The sequence below is a fragment of the Actinoalloteichus sp. GBA129-24 genome, from assembly GCF_001941645.1.
Classification (GTDB): domain Bacteria; phylum Actinomycetota; class Actinomycetes; order Mycobacteriales; family Pseudonocardiaceae; genus Actinoalloteichus_A; species Actinoalloteichus_A fjordicus.
Genome location: NZ_CP016077.1, coordinates 1,904,035 through 1,924,515 on the forward strand (window position 1 = coordinate 1,904,035; position 20,481 = coordinate 1,924,515).

A 20,481-nucleotide genomic window follows, 5' to 3' on the forward strand; every position below is an offset into this window, starting at 1 on the left:
CTGTGCGCAGAGCCCGTAGCGTCCCCGGTGGTGTCCGGCCGTGACCAGACTCGGTGACCTCAGGCACGGCCTCAGACCGGTGGAAGGTCCCGCCGGAGCCTGCCGACGCCCGGCAGGCGCATCGCGGCGGCGACAGCCACGACACGGCGGCAGGCGGCCGAGGCTCGGGCCGGAGTCGTTCGCTCGGGCACGGGGCTGCCTGACCGAGGGCTCGGGTATTCGTCGGCGCACCGCCTGCGTCACCGCGCTGTCGTTCCCGCGTTCCCGGTGCGCTGGACCCCCGGAACGGGCGCCGAACATGAACTCCAGCGCGAACGACGTCGCCGGAGCCCAGGTGTTCCGGACTCCGGCGACGTAGGTCACCTCCGCAGTGTGGTCAGCGCGTCGCCAGTGCCTGCTCGGCTGCCGTCAACCATTCCCGCCACTGCGCGGCCTGCGCGTCGGCCTGTTCGGCCTTGCGTCGGTTGCCTGCCGCTCTGGCCTTCTCCGCCTGCGCCTCGAACTGCTCGACGCGCTCACGGAACTGCGCCACCCGTGCCTCCGCCTCCGGGTCGGTGCGGCGCCAACGGGCGTCGGACGCCTCTCGGACGCCGTCCTCGACCGCTCGGAGCCTGCCTTCGAGTTCCCGGATGCGATCCCGAGGCACCTTGCCGATCTCGTCCCACCGCTCCTGGATGCGCTGAAGCTGTGCGCGGGCCGCCTCCAGGTTCTTCGCCGGATCGATCTGCTCGGCATCGGCGAGCAGCTTCTCCTTCTCCTCGGCGTTGACCGCGAACTCCGCGTCGCGTTCCTCGAAGGTCGCGGAACGCCGGGCGAAGAACCGGTCCTGTGCGGCGCGGAACCGCTGCCAGAGGGTCTCGTCGGCGTCCTTGGGGGCTCGCCCCGCCGCCTTCCACTCGGTCATCAGCTGGCGGTACCTGGCTGCGGTGTCGGCCCAGTCGCTGGACTCGGCGATCTGCTCGGCCTCCTCGGCGAGCTCCTGCTTGCGGCTCTTGGCCACGAGCCGTTGCCGGTCGAGATCGGCGAAGTGGGCGCCGCGTCGGCGGTTGAAGGCGTCGCGGGCCTTGGCGAAGCGTCGCCAGAGCTGCTCGTCCGTCTTGCGGTCGACGCCCCGGATCTCCTTCCACTCGTCGACGATGGCTCGCAGCCGATCACCTGCCGGCTTCCACTGGGTGGACTCCGTGGCGATCTGCTCGGCCTCCTCGGCAAGGGCCTGTTTGCGTGCGGTGGCCGCAGACCTGGCCTCCTCCCGCTCCTGCTTGGCGACGCCGACGGCCTGCTCCGCGACGACCACGAGGTGATCGAGCCGGACGGCCAGCGCGGCGAGATCGCCCACCACTGCGGCTTCGCTCAGCCCGTCGCGAAGCTGGAGAGCGCTGGTCAGCGACTGCTTGGGGTCGCCTGCCTTCGAGGCCAGCCGCGCCTCCAGCAGCCCCGCCTCCGTCAGCAGGTCGTCGAAACGCCGTGCATAGTGCGCCAAACCCTCTGCGGCGTCGCCCGCCTGCCAGGAGCCGACCGCACGTTCACCGGTCTCGCTGGTCACGAAGACGGTCCCGTCCGCGTCGACGCGCCCCCACCGGCCTGGTTCCCTGGACGCCTGCGGTACCGAGGGCGTCGTGGTGGCGGGACGTGCGTTCTCCTGCACCGTCGTCGCCCCAGGGGTCGTCTGCTGATCGGTCATAGCCGGCTCCTCCTTGCCTGCCGCCTTCATGCCCGTGGTGTCCACGGACGCCTCGCCTGAACGAGGCCGAAGCACGCGGGTCCGTGCCAGGTCGGCTGATACCCGCGCGGGCATTCAAACAGGTCAACTCGCTCTTGGGTACCGCAAGGCCCGCACTCGTCGTCGCGGGAGCCCTCGAGGGACGGCTAGCGTGGTGGCTGTGATCGTCGGTGTCGCGGCCCTTCCGCACCCTCCGCTGCTGGTCCCCGAGCTGGTGGCCGGTGCTCTGACCGCGACCGCACCGGTGCGGGACGCCTGTCTGGCCGCCGCCGCCGAACTGCGTGACCTGGCGGCGGACTGGGTCGTCGTCGCCTGCGGACCCGCAGACTCGGCGGAGGTCCGAGGGACGGGAAGCCTCGCGGGTTACGGCAGGCGGGTGCTCGTCCGGCTGGAAGGACACGCGGAGCCCGAGCCCGAGCCCGACCCCGACCCGGACTGGCCGCTGCCGCTGCTGATCGCCGGCTGGCTGCGCGGACAGGTCGGCGCTCGCCGGGTACGCCCGCTGCTGATCGACTCCGGGCTCTCGCCTGCGGAGTGCCTGGCCGAGGGGGGCAGGCTGGCGTCGCGATTCGCAGGTCCCGATGCCGTCGGACTACTGGTCCTGGGGGACGGCTCCGCCCGATCCTCGGAGCGCTCACCGCTGCCCGCCGACCCGCGCGCCGCCGACTTCGACGCGGCGACGGCTCAAGCGCTCGGCACGCCGTCTCCCGAGGCCCTGGCGGGGCTGGACAGTGCGGAGGCGAGCGATCTCGCGGTGAGCGGCCGCGCACCATGGCAGGTGCTGGCAGGTGCGGCGCTGGCCTCCTCGACGCGGTGGACGGCGGAGCTGCGCTATTCGGCCGCGCCGTTCGGCGTCGGCTACCACGTGGCCTCCTGGCGCCCGCTGCACTGAGCCTCGCTTCGACGTGCGCCTCGCGGCTACGCCGGCGAACCCGTGCGTCTCGCGGTGATCGTGGGGGTCCGGTCCCGACCGGTGGGGACGACCCGACCGGACCTCGACCGACACACCCGACGCCCGGCTCCGCCCCTGGCCGAGAGAGCGTCCGCCAGGCGGCTTTACCCTCACCCCGTGACACATCCCCCGACCAGGCTGATCGCCGTGGTGGGCCCGACCGCCACCGGGAAGTCGGACCTCGGCGTGCGGCTGGCCGAGGAGACCGGCGGCGAGGTGATCAACGCCGACGCGATGCAGCTCTACCGGGGCATGGACATCGGGACGGCCAAGATCACGACAGCCGAGCGTCGTGGCGTGCCCCATCACCAGCTCGACGTCCTCGACGTCACCGAGACGGCGTCGGTGGCGGCCTACCAGCGACACGCGCGAAGTGTCGTCCAACGGCTGCTCGACGCCGCGACACCGCCGATCCTGGTGGGCGGGTCCGGCCTGTACGTGCAGGCGGTGCTCGACGAACTCGAGTTCCCCGGCACCGATCCGGCGATCCGGGCGAGTCTGGAGGCCGAGCTGGCGGAACTCGGTGCCTCGGCCCTGCACGACCGGCTGGCGGCTCTGGACCCCACGGCCGCCGCAGCGATCCTGCCGAGCAACGGACGCAGGCTCGTCCGGGCGTTGGAGGTCGTCGAACTGACCGGACGTCCCTTCTCCGCGACGATGCCCAAGACGGGGCCGCCGCGCTACGACGCGGTGCTCATCGGCCTGGACCGCGACCCCGCAGTGTTGGACGAGCGAGTCGAGATCAGGGTCGCTCGGATGTTCGCGGCAGGCCTGCCCGCCGAGGTCCGTTCGCTGCTCGAACTGGGCCTGCGGGACGGCCGCACCGCCTCGCGGGCGCTCGGTTATCAGCAGGTCGTGGCCGCCCTGGACGCGGGCGGTTCCGAGGACGACTTCGCCGCTGCGGCCGCCGACACGGCCAGGGCCACTCGACGGTTCGTCCGTAGACAGCGGTCCTGGTTCCGCCGAGACAAGCGCATCCGGTGGTTCGACGCAGGCGCGCCGGGACTCCTCGAGGAGGCTCTGCGGCACAGCGGCCTGCGATCGGGCGGTCGCTGAGCCGTCGATGCGGCGGCCTCTCGCCACCGCGCTGAGGGCGCGGGCAGGTCGTTCGGCGCCCGCACCGGTCTGCGGGCACGACTCGCCGCCTTCGGGCAACAGGTCACGACGGGAGGGACACACCGGCAGGTTCTAGGCTGTTCGAGTGACCGACGTGCGCTTCATCAAGGGACACGGGACGCAGAACGACTTCATCGTGCTGCCCGACGCCGATGGCGATCTCGACCTGACCGAACAGCGGGTTCGAGCCCTCTGCGACCGCAGGCGAGGTCTCGGCGCCGACGGTGTCCTGCGCGTGGTGCGGGCAGGCGCGTTGGGCGAGCCCGCAGCCGGCCTCGACCCCGACCTGTGGTTCATGGACTACCGCAATGCCGACGGGCCCGCAGTGGAGATGTGCGGCAACGGAGTCCGCGTGTTCGCCCACTACCTGGTCGAGTCCGGTCTCGTCTCGCCAGGTGAGTTCGCGATCGGAACCCGGTCCGGCCCGAAGCCGGTCCGCGTCGACGTCGACGGCATCGTGACCGTGGACATGGGCGCCGTGCGGGTCGGTGCGCCGAGTACGGCAGCCGTCGGGGGCCGGGCCTTCGACGGCGTCGCGGTCGACGTGGGCAATCCGCACCTGGCCTGTGTGCTGGGCTCGGCTGAGGACGATCAGGCGGAGTCTCGCGCCACCCTGCTCGCGGATCTGGATCTCACGGTGCCGCCCGCATACGACCCGACGGTCTTTCCGGACGGGGTGAACGTCGAGTTCATCGTGCCGGTCGAGGAGAACCTGGCCGAGATGCGTGTCCATGAGCGGGGGGTGGGGGAGACCCGTTCCTGCGGCACCGGCACCGTGGCCGCGGTCGCGGCCGTCCTTCGTGCCACCGGGCGGACGATCGGACGGATGCTCGTCGACACGCCCGGAGGCAGACTCACGGTGACCATCGGCGGCGACGACTCGCAGCTCACCGGCCCTGCGGTCCTCGTGGCGGAGGGCCGGCTGGACGCGCTGTGGTGGCAGCAGGCCAACCTGCACTGACGCGGGCGATCGGGCGGACGTCGGGCCGCGTCGTCCGTCGTTCGCCTGCCCGCGTCGCGTCCGAGTCCCGGCTTGGCCGGATGTCCGGACCGTGTGCGGCGGGGCGGGATAGGTCGACCGCGTCGTTCGCCACCACGACGGACCAGCCCGCTCGTCGGTCGAGTCCGTGCTCCGATCCTCGGAGACGATCAGCGGGACGAGGTGTCTGGCTCGTCATGCCGGTCGTGGTCCGGTCCGTCTCGGACGATCTTCGCCAGCCCCGCCTCGGCGGCGAGGAGTTCCTCCGGGGCCTCCCGGAGATGCCTCAGCGGTGCGGCGAACAGCCAGCAGCAGGCGAGGGACATGCCCACGGCCGCGATCATGATCGTCGCTCGAATCCCGACGAGTGCACCGAGTGCGCCACCGACCAGCGCACCCAGGGGGATCGCGCCCCAGGTGAGGAACCTGGTCGAGGCGTTGACCCGGCCCAACAGCCGATCCGGGCACACCGACTGGCGCAGGCTGACCTGGAGGACCGCGAACACGACGGTCCCGTATCCGCCGACGAAGACCCCGACGACGAACAGCGTGAGAGCCCAGCCCCGATCGGCGAAGGGAACGAGCAGCCGGAACGGCGTGGTCAGGACGGTCACCACGATCAACGCCCGGACGGTGCCGAAGGAGTTCGACCAGAACCGCGTGGTGAGTCCGCCGAGGATCCCTCCCGCACCGGTGACCGAGAGCAGCACGCCGACGGTCCCCTCCGCGAGATTCAGGTCGCGTACCAGGAAGAGCACGTTGACGGCGACGTAGACGTTGAGGAAGAAGTTGTAGGTCATGCTGAACAACGTCGTCGGCCGCAACAGCCAGTGCGCGAAGAGGAAACGCAGGCCCTCGGCGATCTCGTCGGTGAGCCTGCCGCGCGGCTGTAGAGCCACGGCCGGGCGCTCACGACTCATCCTGCCGAGCAGTAGCAGCGAGGTCACGAAGCCGAACACGCTGGCGACGAGGGCGTTGGTCGCGCCGAGGAGTTGAGCGAGTGCACCGCCCAGCGGCCTGCCGGAGAAGTGCATCACCTGTCTGCTGGTGTGCAGTCTGCGATTGGCCTCGGGCAGGTCGACCCGGTCGACGATGGTCGGCAGGTAGGACTGGCTCGCGACTTCGAAGAGGGTGAACATCGCCCCGCACAGCAGCGAGACGACGAACAGGTGGGGATAGGTCAGTGCTCCTGCCCACCAGGCGATCGGCACCGACAGCAGCAGCAGAGCCTGGCCCGCCTCCGCCCAGCGCATCACGGGCAGTCTGCGCATCCGGTCGGCCCACGCGCCTGCGGGCAGGCCTATCACCAGGTTGGCCGCCGTGCCCGCCGCCGTGAGCAGGCCCATCTCCACCGGTCCCGCGTCCAGGACGGTCGCGGCGATCAGCGGAATGGCGACGAAGTGGACTGCGGTGCCGAACTGGCTGGCGACGTCACTGAGCCAGAGCACTCCGAAGTCACGCCGTTGTCCTTGGCCGCGCGGCAGACGATTCCCGGTCACGAGACCGCACAGTTACGGAACCATAACCCCAGGTCAACGGCTTCTTGGTGAAGATGGGCTGAGCGGTCGTTTCCCCAGTGCGAAAGGACTTGATCCATCGGCCGGGCTAATCAGTTCGACTGTTCGTCCCAGGCCTCGGCGTGGTCTCACCGGGTGGTCCTCGACGATCCGGGAATGGATGCGCTCCGCGTGTCGCTTGAGTGGGGTGACACTGCGGAGCAAGCCCGCGAAACCGGCTTGCGGTGCGTGAGATGATGGAGGCGTATGACGACATCGATGCAGAGGCCCGACGAGGCCCGTGAAGAATTCCTCTCCGGCGGCGATCTGGAGCGTTCCGAACGCGCGGCGCTACGCCGGGTAGTCGGGCTGTCGACTGAGCTGGCGGATGTCAGCGAGGTCGAGTACCGGCGGCTTCGGCTGGAGCGCGTGGTGCTGGTCGGTGTCTGGACCGACGGCGACAGCGCCTATGCGGAGGCCTCCCTCGCCGAGTTGGCCAGGCTTGCCGAGACGGCGGGCTCGGAGGTGCTGGATGGCGTGGTTCAGCGCAGACAGCGTCCCGACCCCGCGACCTACATCGGCTCCGGCAAGGTCCTCGAGCTGCGCGATCTGGTCGCGGCCAACGGGGCGGACACGGTCATCTGCGACGGCGAGCTGTCGCCCGGCCAGCTCCGCCAGCTTGAGGACAAGCTGAAGGTCAAGGTCATCGACCGGACGGCCCTGATCCTCGACATCTTCGCCAGTCACGCTCGGTCCCGGGAGGGCAAGGCGCAGGTCGAACTGGCGCAGCTCCGCTATCTGCTGCCGAGGCTGCGCGGCTGGGGTGACGCGATGTCCCGGCAGGCCGGTGGTCAGATGGGCAACGGCGGCATCGGCACCCGTGGTCCCGGTGAGACCAAGTTGGAGACCGACCGCAGGCGGATTCACAAGCGGATCTCGAAGCTGCGTCGTGAGATCCTCGCCATGAGCAAGGTGCGGGAGACCAAGCGCGGGCGACGGGTCGCCAACGAGGTGCCCAGCATCGCCATCGCCGGGTACACCAACGCAGGCAAGTCGAGCCTGCTCAACGCCATCACCGGGGCGGGTGTCCTGGTCGACGACGCTCTCTTCGCGACGCTCGATCCGACGACCCGCCGGGGCACCACGCCGGACGGGCGGTCGCTGACCTACACCGACACCGTGGGCTTCGTCCGGCACCTGCCGCACCAGCTCGTCGACGCGTTCCACTCCACGCTGGAGGAGGTCGGCGAGGCACAGCTGCTGGTGCACGTCGTGGACGGTGCGGACCCGATGCCGGAGCGTCAGGTCTCCTCCGTGCGCGACGTCCTGACCGAGATCACCAAGGATCGCGACGAGCAGATGCCGCAGGAGCTGCTCGTGGTGAACAAGACGGATGCGGCCGACGAGGTCGCCATCGCCCGGCTGCGGCATCTGTTCCCCGACGCGGTCTTCGTCTCCGCCCGTACCGGTGTCGGCGTCGAGGCGCTCCAGGAACGGATCGCCGAGCTGATTCCCCGGCCGGACGCGCTCGTCGAGGTCTTCGTGCCTTACACGGATGGTCGGCTCGCCGCGCGACTGCACGCGGAGGGCGAGGTCTTGGAAGAACGGCATTCTGATGAGGGCACCACGATCCGGGCGAGGGTGGGCGCGAGCCTGGCCGCCGAGTTGTCCGACTCGATCGTGGAGCCTGCCGCGTACTGACCGAGTCGGGGCGAGGGCGGCGCAGTGGGTTGCGCCGCTGCTCGCCGTAGGCATGGTGACCTCGGCGCCCTCGGCCTGGGCAGCCGTCTCGGTTCCCGCGCCGGAGCCGGTGTGCGTGATGACCGACCCGGCGATCACCATGCTGTCGGGCCTGGTGTCCGACGGCGACCGCTGGTACATGGTGAACGATCACGATCCGCTCGTGCAGGTCTTCGTGGTCAATCGGGACTGCGTCGTCGAGCGCGTGATACCGACCGGGGTCGATCATTACGACGTGGGTGATCTCGCGATGGCCCCCGACGGGACCCTGTGGGTCGCGGAGACCGGTGACAACCGGCATCGGCGGGAGACGGTCGCCCTCGTGTCGATCCGGCCCGACGGGGTCGCGGCGCTGCACCGGCTTACCTACCCCGACGGGCCGCGCGACGCCGAGGCGCTGCTGATCGGTCGAGACGGCGTCCCCTACATCGTCACGAAGGAATTGATCGGGCCCGCCGAGATCTATCGTCCTGCCGAGCCGCTGGCCGTTCCCGGCCCGGTGCCGTTGGAACGGGTCGGGTCGGTTCGGCTGAGCGGCTCCGACACACCGGGTGGCCCGGTGCCGGGTTTCGTCGGTTCCTTCCTGGTCACCGGCGGTTCGGTTCATCCAGACGGGACCGTGGTGGCCCTGCGCACCTATACCGATGCCTATCTCTTTCCCGCACCCGACGGAGACGTCCTGAGTGCCTTGGCGGGCGAGCCGCTGCGTATCCCGCTGCCGGACGAGCCACAGGGCGAGGCAGTGGCGTGGGAACCCGACGGGACCCTGCTCAGTGGCTCTGAGGGCGCCGACCAGCCGATCCGTGCGGTCCCCGATGCCACGGGGCTGCTCGCGGCGGAGCTGGAACGTCGGGATCGGGAGGCCGGTCTCTCGTCCGAATCGGCCGCCGAACCCGCCGAACCCGGACGGGACGCGCCGCCGTCCGCCGCCCCGGCGGACACACAGTCGTCAGAGGGCCCGCCCGGCCTGCGGCAGGTCGGCATCAGCGTGGCCGCAGTGACGCTGGCGGCGGGAGTGCTGCTGTGGTGGCGCCGTGGAGGAGGCGGCGCAAGGTGCTGATCAGGGCGGCCGTCGATTCGGCGAATCGGAGAGGCGGGTCGCTTGAGCGGGGCGGTCGGCCGGCGTCGCGGGGTCTGCCCGGGTGCGTGTGCGGGTGCTTGTCCGAGCAGGCTCGGGCCGGATGTCGCGCAAACCGACCTGCTGGCTGGCCGCGGAAGAGCCCGCCTCGCTGAGCATGTGACGCCGACGGTTGTCCGCCGGGCGTGCGGTGCGCCCGGCAGCACGGGCCGCTTCGCCTCGTGGCGGTGAACCGGTGGGAGCACTCTGCTGACTCCCGCAGCGCAGCAACGGGCACCCGAGCACGCGTCGGCGTCGGCGCGCCGCGAACACCGGCTCGGTGTCCTGGCGTGGCCGCCGAAGACCCTCAGGCGGGGTGCTCCTGCTCCCCGCCACCGTGTCGAACTCGCGACGTGTCGAACTCGCGACGTGCCCGGAGAGCGTCCGTCGGGTACCCCCGGCCGAAGCGGCTGCCCCCGTGCCGATCAGAGCCTGCGGAGCACGGCGACGACCTTGCCGAGGATCGTCGACTCGTCGCCCAGAATCGGCTCGTAGGCCGGGTTGTGCGGCATGAGCCACACGTGGTCGTCGCGTCGTTTGAGCGTCTTCACCGTGGCCTCGCCGTCGATCATCGCGGCGACCACGTCGCCGTTCTCGGCCGTGGGCTGTTGGCGGACGACGACCCAGTCGCCGTCGGTGATCGCCGCGTCGATCATCGAGTCACCCGCGACCTTCAGCAGGAAGAGCGAGCCTTCGCCGACGATCTCGCGCGGCAGCGGGAAGACGTCCTCCACGGCCTGTTCGGCGAGGATCGGCCCGCCTGCGGCGATCCGACCCAGCATGGGCACGTACACGGGCGCGCCGTCCTGGTCGGGGTCCGCAGTGGCTGGTGCCTGCGGGACGCGGTCGATGGGGAGCACGCCGACGGCCCGAGGACGGTTCGGGTCGCGGCGCAGGTAGCCCTTGCGCTCCAGTGTCCTGAGCTGGTGAGCGACCGACGACGTCGACGTCAGGCCGACCGCCTCGCCGATCTCACGCACGCTCGGCGGATAGCCGTTGCGGTCGAGCCACTCCCGGATCACCTCCAGCACCCGATGCTGCCGGGGCGTCAGTGCCTCGACCGAGGCGGCCTCGGACTGCTCGGGTAGTGCACGCACCGCCGCGCCATCGCGCGCGCCGCCGGTGTCCTGCGCCGTCGTCTTGCGTGCCATCTCGTGCCTCCCGGCCTGTCGTGCAGGCCTTGCTCCCGCCACCCTCTCGGGTGCCCCATCAGTCATTCTCACGCTTTGTGCTCGTGAAGAGACCACAACGGTAACTCGTGACCTACGCAAGATCAAACACCTGTTCGAAGGAATTCGCCCCTTGGGCTGGCCTTCCCGCGAATGCAGTGGTAGAAAATCGCACAGGGGTTCGATCGAACAGCTGTTCGATTCATGAAAGACCTTCGCGGGAGGACTCGTGACCATTACCTCCGACGAGCGCACGCGACGCGATCACGGCGATCAGTGTGCGCCCGCGCCGCCTCGGGCGCCCGTCCGTCGCGTCGGGCGTGCGGGTGCGGCGCGGGCGTCTGCTCGCCATGGGCGTCTGCTGCGCCTCGGGTCGTCCTGTTCGGCGGGCGGTTCCGGCATGCATCGTGCTCGGTCGGCTCCCGCGGCCCGCCTCGGCGCGTCCACTCGGCCGGTCCGGCCGATCGGTCTGCTCGGCCTGGCGGGGCTGGTCCTGGTGCTCGTCGCGCTGCTGCTCGGCATGGCCTGGGGGGCCGCGCGTCCCTCCTCCGCGGGCCCGGTTCCGGAAGCGACGACGATCACCACGGTGGGCGCGGGCGAGACGGTCTGGTCGATAGCGAGGCGGGCGGTTCCTGGCAGCGCTCCAGCCGAGGTCGTCGACCGGATTCGGCTGCTCAACGGCCCCGAGGTCGCCGAGTTACGCGTCGGCCGGGTGCTGCGGGTGCCCGCGGCGGGCGACCACGCGCGGGGGTGATTCGGCTGCGGCGCGTCAGGTCGTCACAACCGGCGTGTCGGACCGCCTGTCGACTTGCAATCCGATCGATCGGAGCCTAGGTTCTACCCCAACATCTTGTGGTCGCAACGGGCTTACGTGTCCACAGATTGGGGTTCTGCCACAGCTCGTGCTGATGCGGTGGCAGAGCGACACTGGCTGTTCGGTGATCGGTTATGTGAGGTGATGGATCGTGCGGTGCCCGTTCTGTAGGCACCCCGACTCGCGAGTGGTCGACTCCCGTGAGGTGGAGGACGGCCAGGCGATTCGGCGCAGGCGATCCTGCTCGGACTGCGGTCGGCGGTTCACCACCGTGGAGGAGTCGGTTCTCGCCGTGGTGAAGCGTTCCGGGGTCACCGAGCCGTTCAGCCGCGACAAGGTCGTCCGAGGCGTTCGTCGTGCCTGCCAGGGCAGGCCGGTCGATGAGGACGCGCTACAGCAGTTGGCACATCGGGTCGAGGAGGCCATCCGGGCGACCGGATGCGCCGAGATCCCCAGCAACGAGGTCGGGCTGGCGATCCTCAGCCCACTGCGCAGCCTCGACGAGGTCGCTTATCTGCGCTTCGCGAGCGTGTACAGATCCTTCTCCTCGGTGGAGGACTTCGAGAAGGAGATCGCCGATCTGCGGACGGCGGACCCTGCGGACGAGCGGCCTTCGGGAGAGGCCTTCGTCTGATCGACGCGCCGACGGGCGGTGGTCGCGGCCCTTCTCGGCGGACAGGTGGGAATCACAGTGCGGTACCGCCACGGCTCGATCCGGGGCGGCCGATGCGCGACGACACAGTGCGGTACCTAGCCGGGTCGTGGTCGGACGGACGAGGGGATCGTCCGGTCGGGCCCTGGAGAATGAGAGTGAGCGGCATGACAGAGACCGTCGGGAGTGCACCGGCACGGTCCAAGCGGGCCAAGTCGGCGGCGAACGCGGCGAACACGGCGTCCTCCTCGGGGGAGCCCGCCGACGGCGCGGGGGCGCGTCTTCGGGTGCGCCGAGTGCACACCACCGAGGGAGTCCATCCCTACGACGAGGTGACGTGGCAGCACCGCGACGTGGTGATGACGAACTGGCGTGACGGTTCGATCAACTTCGAGCAGCGCGGCGTCGAATACCCGGACTTCTGGTCGGTCAACGCCGTCAATATCGTCACGAGCAAGTACTTCCGGGGCGCGGTGGGCTCCGAGCATCGGGAGCACAGCCTTCGACAGCTCATCGATCGCGTCGTCAAGACCTACGTCGCGGCAGGCGTCGAGAACGCCTACTTCGACACCGACGAGGACGCGGTCGTCTTCGAGCACGAGCTGACCTGGATGTTGTTGCACCAGGTGTTCAGCTTCAACTCCCCGGTGTGGTTCAACGTCGGGACGAGCTCGCCGCAGCAGGTCTCGGCCTGTTTCATCCTCGCCGTCGACGACACGATGGAGTCGATCCTCAACTGGTACCGCGAGGAGGGTCTGATCTTCAAGGGCGGTTCTGGCGCGGGACTGAACCTGTCGCGAATCCGTTCCTCTCGAGAACTGCTCTCCTCTGGCGGCACCGCCTCCGGGCCGGTCTCGTTCATGCGCGGCGCCGACGCCTCGGCAGGCACCATCAAGTCTGGCGGTGCCACCCGCCGCGCCGCCAAGATGGTGGTCCTCGACGTCGATCACCCCGACATCGCGGAGTTCGTCGAGACCAAGGCCAAGGAGGAGGCGAAGGTCCGCGTGCTGCGCGACGCGGGCTTCGACATGGACCTCGGCGGCTCCGACATCGTGTCGGTGCAGTACCAGAACGCCAACAACTCCGTGCGGGTCTCGGACGAGTTCATGCGCGCCGTGGAGTCCAAGGGCGACTTCGGCCTTCGTGCCAGGATCACCGGCGAGGTGATCGACGAGGTCGATGCGGAAGACCTCTTCGGCAAGATCGCCCAGGCCGCCTGGGAGTGCGCCGACCCCGGCATTCAGTACGACGGGACGATCAACGACTGGCACACCTGCCCGGAGTCGGGACGGATCTCGGCGTCGAATCCGTGCTCGGAGTACATGCACCTGGACAATTCGAGCTGCAACCTCGCCTCGCTCAACCTGATGAAGTTCCTCAAGGCGGACGGCACCTTCGACGGTGAGCTTTTCGAGAAGTCCGTCGAACTGGTCATCACCGCGATGGACATCTCCATCTGCTTCGCGGACTTCCCGACCGAGGCCATCGGCGACACCACCCGTCGCTTCCGGCAGTTGGGCATCGGCTACGCCAACCTGGGCGCGCTGCTGATGGCGACCGGGCATGCCTACGACTCCGAGGGCGGCCGCTCGCTCGCCGCCGCCATCACCTCGTTGATGACCGGCGTCGCCTACCGGCGTTCGGCCGAACTGGCGGGAATCGTCGGTCCGTACGAGGGATACGCCCGTAACGCCGAGGCGCACCAGCGCGTCATGCGCAAGCACTCGGCGGCCAACGACGAGATCCGCACGCTGCACGCCAACGACGCCGCGGTGCGCACACTGGCTAGCCGGGCATGGCAGCAGGGGCTCGAGGTCGGCGCGCGCAACGGGTGGCGCAACGCGCAGGCGAGCGTGCTCGCCCCCACCGGCACCATCGGTCTGATGATGGACTGCGACACCACCGGCATCGAGCCGGACCTGGCGCTGGTGAAGTTCAAGAAGCTCGTCGGCGGCGGGTCGATGCAGATCGTCAATCAGACGGTGCCCCGCGCTCTGTCCTCGCTCGGCTATCAGCAGGAGCAGGTGGAGGCGATCGTCGAGTACGTCGCCGAGCACGGGCACGTGATCGATGCTCCGGGCCTGCGCGTCGAGCACTACGAGGTCTTCGACTGCGCCATGGGCGAGCGTTCCATCTCGCCGCTGGGCCACGTTCGCATGATGGCGGCGGTGCAGGCCTTCATCTCGGGGGCGATCTCCAAGACGGTGAACATGCCGGAGGACGCGACCGTCGAGGACGTCAAGGAGATCTACTTCCAGGGCTGGAAGCTGGGCCTCAAGGCGTTGGCGATCTACCGGGACAACTGCAAGGTCGGCCAGCCGCTGTCGGTGTCCAAGAGCAGCACGGCGGAGAAGTCGCCGGAGACCGTGGTCGAGTACCGGCCGGTCCGTAAGCGGCTCCCCAAGAAGCGTCCGAGCCAGACCTACTCCTTCACGGTCGGCGGCGCCGAGGGTTACCTGCACGCGGGCTCCTACCCGGATGACGGGCTGGGCGAGATGTTCGTGAAGCTCGGCAAGCAGGGGTCGACGCTGGCAGGCGTGATGGACGCCTTCTCCATGTCCATCTCCGTCGGTCTGCAGTACGGCATCCCGCTGGAGTTCTACGTCTCGAAGTTCCAGAACCTGCGCTTCGAGCCTGCGGGCATGACCGACGACCCGGACATCCGCATCGCCACCAGTGTGCTGGACTACCTGTTCCGTCGGATGGCCCTGGACTACCTGCCCTACGACAAGCGGGCCGGGCTGGGCGTGTTCACGGCGGCCGAGCGCACCGCACAGGTCGAGGCTGACTACCCGGACACCTCGGCGCCGGTGAGCGAGAAGGTCGACTTCGAAGGGCTGCAGACCTCCGTCGACGCCGACCGGAAGCCCGCCGTCGAGGGACAGCCGGACCGGGCGGCCGGCAGTTCCACGGAGCTGATGGAGCTGAGGCTGGGCAAGGCGGCCGACGCGCCGCTGTGCTTCACCTGCGGCACGAAGATGCGTCCGTCGGGCTCCTGCTACCTGTGCGAGGGCTGCGGCTCGACCTCCGGGTGTAGCTGACACTGGCGCCGTTAATGGGTGAACTACCTGGTCAGAGCCGGGGCGCGATGGCGCGCCCCGGCTCTTTCCGTGTCTGTGCCGCGTCTGCGAGAGGCGACTCCACCAAATGAAAGTACGTGACGTACTTGGCCGTGGGTGGGGTTGTTGTGGGACCGACCGGGGAGGCGGGTATGGCTACCGTTCACTACGAGAGCTACACCGAAGCTCGCACGCATCTGAAGAAGCTGCTTGACGCTGCCGAGGAAGGCCGAGTCGCCACGGTTCGGCGTGACTCGGTCATGACGGCGCTGGTGGATGTGGAGCGCCTGCGTCGGTTCCTTGCGTCGACGGTCCCGTCGGATGCCCAGGTCGTTCCCGAGGCCGACAGCTGGTCGGTTTTCATTCCGGGGCTGCCGGTTTCCGCTGATGGCGCGTCGTTCGACGAGGCGATCGCCGAGATGGTCGATGCTCTTCGGGAGTATGCGCAGGACTGGCAGGAGCGCCTGCTCGCTGCGCCGAACCACCGCGACAACTGGGGTCTGGTGCAGTTGATCAGTCTCAGTGACGACGAACAGTTGCGCTGCTGGCTGGTCGGTGCAGCGCGGTGACTTCGTGGCCGCAGCCGACGCGCAAGGATCACGAGACCTTCTGCCAGGTCGAGGAATGGCGGCGAGTGCGAGACGCTCGTGGGCGCACCGGTACGCATCACGTCACTTTCGAACTCGATCTCCTCGATGGCAGGATTCTGCGGGCCCGTTCCTCGCATCCGGTGGACCGCAGCGGCTACGGGCAGAGCAGCTGGAGGCATGTCCTTCGCGATCAGCTCGAAGTCGACGAAGCAGAGTTCTGGCCCTGTGTGCATGACGGCGTCAGGCCCGCTCGCGGAACGCCTGAGCCGCCGACGGAGACGCTGCCCGCCGACCTCGTGCACCTGCTGACTCACGTGTCGGCCTCGACGAGTCCGAGATCGTCGGGCTGTCCAAGGACGAGGCCGCGGCCAGGCTTCAGAGCTATTGGACGCAGGGACCCTGATCGACGTCTGCGGCCCGATACCGGGACCGGCGCGTCAGCGAGTCCTCGGCGGGCATGCCGGGCCGTGTTCGTCTGCCTCCTTGAACCTCGCCTGCGGGACGTCTGTACGGGTCTCTTGGCAGGGCACTGCCGTGTGCCCCAGCTCGAAGGAAGTCGCAGCCCGCATCTCGTGACCACGGCCGATGCCTGCCTGTCTGCCGCGACAGCGGTGCGGACGCCCGTCAGCGTGCCGCTCGTGTCGGCCGGTCCCGCCCACCGTCCTGAGTGAGGCGGTTCCCACCCGATGCCGGTCCCGCGCCTCGCCGCGGACCGCTCCGAGCGATTCGGAGGAGAAAAGCGCGTGCGTAGGCCCGCTGGTCTTTGCTATGGTCTGTTCATGCGCTGACAAGCCCCTTCTTCGTGGTGTCACCTCCCACGCGTGCCTGCCGGTCTCTCGGCGGCATGATGCTTTTCTGTTCCGGCCCGGCGCTGTCTTTCGCGCATCGGTCGGTCTTCTTCATTCGTCTCGCCTCGCTTTGGCGTCCGTTCGGGACGCCGCCGATGATCGGCAGCGGGGCAGAGGTGTCCGTAACAGTCCTCGAATCATGAGGAGGCGATCTTTCATGACGCGAAATGAATCCGGTTCCGAACTCCGTCCGGCCGTGGTGGATGAGCTGAGCCAGACCACCAGCGAGTCGATTCCCGTCCCCTTTCCCCAGGTGGACGAGGTACAGGCCGCCGAGACGGCCGGGCCCAACCGTGCGGAACGCAGGCGGGCGGGCAAGAAAAACAAGGAACGGTTCTCCGGTCACGGGCTGGCCAGGCAGCCGCGTATCGCCGCGGCGCCGCCGCGTCAGTTCGCCCACCGTAGACGTGGCTGATCAGTCCTTCCTTGGTCAGCGGTACCGCCGAACGGACGGTCGATAAGGAGGTGCCAGTGGTGAGAGAAATTCGGCGCGAAGGCGCCCGGCGATAAGACGAGACCGACGGTATGAAGGCCGCGTCATGACAGCGGAACCGTGAGTCGGAACGAATCGGTGGCGAACACCGTGCTCGGCCGTGATCGTGGCCGAGCACGGTATTCGTCGTGGATTCGAATGCCCCGGCCTGCCCACCGGATGGTCGACCAGCGGGTGCTCGGCTGCGGCACATTTCCGACCGAGCAGGCCGCCGACGGTAGCGGCGTGCGTGTCGATCACGCTACGTTGCGAGTGGTCTGAATCACCTGGGCCAGTCCGGTCGTTGGGCGCGCGGTGACCGGCGTGGTCCCCAACCGGCATGTCCGGGAGGAGAACTGATGTCGAGGAGATCGTTCGCGCGCCGGTCGGCCGCCGTGATCGTCGCGGCCGTCATCGCACCACTGACCATGATCGGGTCGGCCTCCGGCGCGGAGCCCGTCGGTCCCGTCCTGTCGCAGGCCCCCGCCGTCGAACAACTCGATCGCCTGTCCGTGCACACCGACCAGGTCGCCTCGGGTCTGCGGCGGCCGACGGCCATCGCGGCTCCGGACGACGGCAGCGGCAGGCTGCTGATCGCGGAGAAGCCCGGCACCGTGCGCGTCTACCACCCGGACGCCGGGCTCGCCGCGACGCCGCTGCTCGACCTGACCGATCGGGTCGACAACTCGGCGAACGAGCGAGGACTGCTCGGCATCGCCGCCTCGCCCGACTTCGCGGAGACGCACGCCCTCTATGTCGCCTACACCTCCCTCCCCGACGGCGAGGTGACCCTGTCCCGCTTCCCGTTGTCCGACGCGGCGCAGGACCCGGTGCCCGCTGACGGGGAGGAGGTCCTGCTGACCCAGCCGCATTCGGAGTTCACCAATCACAACGGCGGTCAGGTCGCCTTCGGGCCGGACGGGCATCTCTACTGGAGCATCGGCGACGGCGGTGGTGGCGGCGATGCGCTGAACGCCGCCCAGGACCTCACGACGCTGCTCGGCAAGATCCTGCGCATCGACGTGAGCGCGAGCTGTGCCGACGCCTACTGCATTCCCGCCGACAACCCCTTCGTCTCCGATGCGCAGGCCCGCCCGGAGATCTGGGCCTACGGGCTGCGCAACGCGTGGCGGTTCTCCTTCGACGACGCCGACGGTGGGCTCTGGATAGCCGATGTCGGCCAGGGCACGCAGGAGGAGGTCAACCGCCTCGCTGCCGACCAGGGCGGTGCGAACCTGGGCTGGCCCTGCCTGGAGGGCACGTCGGTGTTCGACGAGACGCGCTGCGACTCCGAGGCGGAGTACGTCGACCCGGTGTTCACCTACGCGACCTCCCTCGAGGGATGCGCGGTGGTAGGTGGCCACGTCTACCGAGGGTCTGAGTTCGCCGACGCGGCGGCGGGCGTCTACGTGACGACCGACTACTGCACGGCGACCGGTTGGGGCATCGAGACGGCGGACGACGCGCACCCCAGCGCCGTCATCGGTGAGTTCCCCATCCAGACCAGCACCTTCGGCGAGGACGCCGACGGCGAGTTGTACGTCGCCAACGATCTGCCCGGCCAACTGCACGCCGTCTCATTCGAGCTCGAACCGCCTGCGGCGAGCTGTTCGGTCGACTACCAGGTGCGCAACCAGTGGGGCACGGGGTACATCGGCGCGGTCACGGTGGTCAATGAGGGCTCTGAGCCGGTCTCGGACTGGTCCTTGAGCTGGACGGCGCCCGCCGGGCAGACGGTGACCTCCGCGTGGAGCGCCGTCGTCTCGCAGGTGGGTGACCAGATCACGGCGGTCGGCGCCTCATGGAACAGGTCGATCCCGCCGGGTGGATCGGTGAGCTTCGAGTTCCTCGGGACGCACGGCGGTGCCGTCGCCGTGCCCGGTCAGTTCGTGATGAACGGCAGCACCTGCCGCTAGTCCGACTGAGAACGTCCGGGCTCCACGGGCAGCGCGAGGTCCCGCGTGGACGACCCGTCGCCCGGCTCGGACGTTCCGCCTGACTCCGGCGGGGCGTCCGAGCCTGCCCAGGCGAGAGCGCCCGCCTGTGCCGCCGCCAGGACCATCGCCGCCGACTGTTCGGCCAGATGGGCGTCGACGGGCTCGCGGGTGATGAACAGCCGATGGTAAAGCGGGGCCACGACCGCGCGGGCCACGGCGCCGGGGTCCGTGCTCGCGGGCACCTCGCCCCGTCGGATCGCCCGCGTGGTCACCGGCTCGCAGCGGGCGTGCCGATCGGCGAAGAAGTCGCGCAGCGCGGCGGCCGCCCGGTCGGAGTGGAAGGAGGCGTAGACGAACGCGTTGGGCGCACCGGCTCGGCGGGGGTCCGCGAAGTAGTGCAGGACCTCGGTGGCCAGTGCGCGCAGGTCGCCCGCGAAGGAGCCCGTGTCGGGTGGTCGCCAGTCGTCCTCGCCTGCGAGGTCCAACACGTCGATGACCAGTCCGTCCACCCCGCCCCAGCGCCGGTACACGGTGGTCTTGTGCACACCGGAGCGTTCGGCGACGGTGTCCACGGTGAGGCCCTGATAGCCGTGCGCCGCCAACTCGGCCAGCGTGGCGTCGCGGACGGCCGATCGCGTCCTGGCGGTGCGTCCGCCGGGGCGGACGGTGCCGGAGACACGCTCAGGCTCCTCCACAGAGAACTCCAGTCGCGTCGGGTCACTCGAGTGGGCAATCGAACTCCGCGTACACCGGGACGGCCTCGGTTCCGGCCGCCCGGTCGAGACATCACGTCGGTGCAGGTCCGAAGCCCGTCGCACGCTCTCCCGCGTGCACATCCGTCCAATGCCCACCAGGTCGCGTGAGTCCGAGGATGTCACACCCGACCGGGCGGCACGCCGTGCGCAGGGCACTGGGCGATCGACTGCGGTTCGCCGCAGGCTCCGTCCCGGTTCGCCCGGCGAGCGAGTCGGCATCGTCGGGGCGGCCGCTGCACCGGCACGACGCTGCCTCGCCTGCCGGTCGGCCGCGGCCGAGTCGATGAGGGCGCGGCGCGAGCGACTGCGTCCGGCCGCCTCGATTCAAGCTCGGTCGGCCGCCTCCTTCGCAGGAGCCCGCAGCCGTCCGCCCACACCGCCGCCGCCCCTGCCGTCGTCGTCGCTCGGCTCGTGGGAACAGAGATCCACGACGTCCGCGTGCCGGGTGCCGATGCGATGAGTGGGGACCCGGTCGCTCCCGGTGATCACTCGGCTTGGGAACATCACGGTATGGAACTGGACGTCCTGGCTGGCGAGTACGCGGTGTGCAGGCTCGACGCGGGGGAGGCGCTGCCGGACTGGATCGGACCCCGGGACGGCTCACGGCTGTGCTCCGTCACCTGGGCGGGCACCGAACTGTCCGTGCTGTGCCCCGCCGAGCAGGTGCCCGTCGACGAGGGGGCCGGTGACGTGCGGGTGACCGCAGGCTGGCTGGCGCTGCGGGTACGAGGGCCGCTCGACTTCGCTCTCATCGGGGTGCTCGCCTCGCTGGCAGAGCCGTTGCGGGAGGCCGGCGTCAGCGTGTTCTCGGTGTCCACCTTCGACACCGACTATCTGCTGGTGCCTGCGGCGGACCGATTCACCGCGTTGGCGGCGCTGCGCGAGGCCGGTCACACGATCGCCGAGGGGTGACTCCCCTCGGCCGGACTCGGGCGACGGCGGGGACTCCACAGCGGGGATGAGTTCCGCAGGCGGCGTGCTGAGAGCGTCGGCAGTGCACGATGTCGTGCGCCGCAGTCCAGGGCTTTCGTCCACCGGCCGCTTCCCGGTGCTGATCCCGATGAT

General features: G+C 69.6%; 17 protein-coding genes. 12 read left to right on the plus strand and 5 right to left on the minus strand.

Translation table 11 applies throughout. The features are described 5' to 3' along the window. Positions 1-376: 376 nt before the first annotated feature. Positions 377-1,681: a DUF349 domain-containing protein gene (locus UA75_RS08650; protein WP_075743562.1), complete on the minus strand. Its 1,305-nt coding sequence runs from the start codon at positions 1,679-1,681 to the stop codon at positions 377-379. Positions 1,682-1,880: 199 nt separating this feature from the next. On the opposite strand from UA75_RS08650, the gene UA75_RS08655 reads away from it, so the two are divergent. The 3 genes from UA75_RS08655 to dapF all read left to right on the plus strand — a co-directional run bounded on the left by UA75_RS08655 (position 1,881) and on the right by dapF (position 4,749). Further along, positions 1,881-2,612, plus strand: coding sequence for a hypothetical protein (locus UA75_RS08655; protein WP_075739813.1), 732 nt, complete (start codon positions 1,881-1,883; stop codon positions 2,610-2,612). A 177-nt stretch (positions 2,613-2,789) separates the two neighbouring features. Then, positions 2,790-3,728, plus strand: coding sequence for a tRNA (adenosine(37)-N6)-dimethylallyltransferase MiaA (gene miaA, locus UA75_RS08660; RefSeq protein WP_083683034.1), 939 nt, complete (start codon positions 2,790-2,792; stop codon positions 3,726-3,728). A gap of 145 nt (positions 3,729-3,873) precedes the next feature. Beyond that, positions 3,874-4,749, plus strand: a complete 876-nt coding sequence (gene dapF, locus UA75_RS08665; RefSeq protein ID WP_075739814.1) for a diaminopimelate epimerase — start codon at positions 3,874-3,876, stop codon at positions 4,747-4,749. Between the two features lie 188 nt (positions 4,750-4,937). Here the strand turns inward: dapF and UA75_RS08670 are convergent, their stop codons facing one another. Further along, positions 4,938-6,266, minus strand: a complete 1,329-nt coding sequence (locus UA75_RS08670) for an MFS transporter (RefSeq protein WP_075739815.1) — start codon at positions 6,264-6,266, stop codon at positions 4,938-4,940. Positions 6,267-6,542: 276 nt separating this feature from the next. Here UA75_RS08670 and hflX point away from each other — a divergent pair, with 276 nt between their 5' ends. Both hflX and UA75_RS08680 read left to right on the plus strand, forming a co-directional pair. Next, positions 6,543-7,964: a GTPase HflX gene (hflX, locus tag UA75_RS08675; RefSeq protein ID WP_075739816.1), complete on the plus strand. Its 1,422-nt coding sequence runs from the start codon at positions 6,543-6,545 to the stop codon at positions 7,962-7,964. Between the two features lie 118 nt (positions 7,965-8,082). Beyond that, positions 8,083-9,063, plus strand: a complete 981-nt coding sequence (locus tag UA75_RS08680; RefSeq protein ID WP_232251179.1) for a hypothetical protein — start codon at positions 8,083-8,085, stop codon at positions 9,061-9,063. Positions 9,064-9,545: 482 nt separating this feature from the next. Here the strand turns inward: UA75_RS08680 and lexA are convergent, their stop codons facing one another. Beyond that, the gene (lexA, locus tag UA75_RS08685; protein WP_075739818.1) at positions 9,546-10,271 is read right to left on the minus strand and encodes a transcriptional repressor LexA; all 726 of its coding nucleotides are present in this window, start codon (positions 10,269-10,271) and stop codon (positions 9,546-9,548) included. Positions 10,272-10,689: 418 nt separating this feature from the next. Between lexA and UA75_RS08690 the strand changes: the two genes are divergently transcribed. The 6 genes from UA75_RS08690 (at position 10,690) to UA75_RS08720 (ending at position 18,640) form a co-directional block, all read left to right on the plus strand. Continuing rightward, the gene (locus UA75_RS08690) at positions 10,690-11,043 is read left to right on the plus strand and encodes a LysM peptidoglycan-binding domain-containing protein (RefSeq protein WP_083690654.1); all 354 of its coding nucleotides are present in this window, start codon (positions 10,690-10,692) and stop codon (positions 11,041-11,043) included. 211 nt (positions 11,044-11,254) lie between these two features. Further along, a complete protein-coding gene (gene nrdR, locus UA75_RS08695; protein ID WP_075739819.1) occupies positions 11,255-11,737 on the plus strand; it encodes a transcriptional regulator NrdR in 483 nt (160 codons plus the stop codon). A 185-nt stretch (positions 11,738-11,922) separates the two neighbouring features. Continuing rightward, positions 11,923-14,796, plus strand: a complete 2,874-nt coding sequence (locus UA75_RS08700; protein ID WP_075739820.1) for a vitamin B12-dependent ribonucleotide reductase — start codon at positions 11,923-11,925, stop codon at positions 14,794-14,796. Between the two features lie 170 nt (positions 14,797-14,966). Continuing rightward, a complete protein-coding gene (locus UA75_RS08705; RefSeq protein WP_075739821.1) occupies positions 14,967-15,383 on the plus strand; it encodes a prevent-host-death protein in 417 nt (138 codons plus the stop codon). A 1,026-nt stretch (positions 15,384-16,409) separates the two neighbouring features. Next, positions 16,410-16,667, plus strand: coding sequence for a hypothetical protein (locus UA75_RS08715; RefSeq protein WP_075739822.1), 258 nt, complete (start codon positions 16,410-16,412; stop codon positions 16,665-16,667). Positions 16,668-17,083: 416 nt separating this feature from the next. Further along, positions 17,084-18,640 carry a PQQ-dependent sugar dehydrogenase gene (locus UA75_RS08720; protein ID WP_198044240.1) on the plus strand — a complete coding sequence of 519 codons (1,557 nt, stop codon included), beginning with the start codon at positions 17,084-17,086 and terminating at the stop codon, positions 18,638-18,640. Here the strand turns inward: UA75_RS08720 and UA75_RS08725 are convergent. Together UA75_RS08725 and UA75_RS32660 are read right to left on the minus strand one after the other, a co-directional pair. Next, a complete protein-coding gene (locus UA75_RS08725) occupies positions 18,637-19,356 on the minus strand; it encodes a TetR/AcrR family transcriptional regulator (RefSeq protein ID WP_075739824.1) in 720 nt (239 codons plus the stop codon). The two genes, UA75_RS08720 and UA75_RS08725, sit on opposite strands and share 4 nt — an antisense overlap. 384 nt (positions 19,357-19,740) lie before the next feature. Continuing rightward, positions 19,741-19,920, minus strand: coding sequence for a hypothetical protein (locus UA75_RS32660; RefSeq protein WP_157434065.1), 180 nt, complete (start codon positions 19,918-19,920; stop codon positions 19,741-19,743). Positions 19,921-19,926: 6 nt separating this feature from the next. Here UA75_RS32660 and UA75_RS08730 point away from each other — a divergent pair, with 6 nt between their 5' ends. Next, the gene (locus tag UA75_RS08730; RefSeq protein ID WP_075739825.1) at positions 19,927-20,328 is read left to right on the plus strand and encodes an ACT domain-containing protein; all 402 of its coding nucleotides are present in this window, start codon (positions 19,927-19,929) and stop codon (positions 20,326-20,328) included. The last annotated feature ends 153 nt before the right edge of the window (positions 20,329-20,481 follow it).

Coding starts and splice junctions, on each gene's coding strand:
- UA75_RS08650 (WP_075743562.1), bottom strand. CDS start 1,681: ATGACCGATCAGCAGACGACCCCTGGGGCGACGACGGTGCAGGAGAAC.
- hflX (WP_075739816.1), top strand. CDS start 6,543: ATGCAGAGGCCCGACGAGGCCCGTGAAGAATTCCTCTCCGGCGGCGAT.
- UA75_RS08680 (WP_232251179.1), top strand. CDS start 8,083: ATGACCGACCCGGCGATCACCATGCTGTCGGGCCTGGTGTCCGACGGC.
- lexA (WP_075739818.1), bottom strand. CDS start 10,271: ATGGCACGCAAGACGACGGCGCAGGACACCGGCGGCGCGCGCGATGGC.
- UA75_RS08690 (WP_083690654.1), top strand. CDS start 10,690: ATGCATCGTGCTCGGTCGGCTCCCGCGGCCCGCCTCGGCGCGTCCACT.
- UA75_RS08700 (WP_075739820.1), top strand. CDS start 11,923: ATGACAGAGACCGTCGGGAGTGCACCGGCACGGTCCAAGCGGGCCAAG.
- UA75_RS08705 (WP_075739821.1), top strand. CDS start 14,967: ATGGCTACCGTTCACTACGAGAGCTACACCGAAGCTCGCACGCATCTG.
- UA75_RS08715 (WP_075739822.1), top strand. CDS start 16,410: ATGACGCGAAATGAATCCGGTTCCGAACTCCGTCCGGCCGTGGTGGAT.
- UA75_RS08720 (WP_198044240.1), top strand. CDS start 17,084: ATGTCGAGGAGATCGTTCGCGCGCCGGTCGGCCGCCGTGATCGTCGCG.
- UA75_RS32660 (WP_157434065.1), bottom strand. CDS start 19,920: ATGTTCCCAAGCCGAGTGATCACCGGGAGCGACCGGGTCCCCACTCAT.
- UA75_RS08730 (WP_075739825.1), top strand. CDS start 19,927: ATGGAACTGGACGTCCTGGCTGGCGAGTACGCGGTGTGCAGGCTCGAC.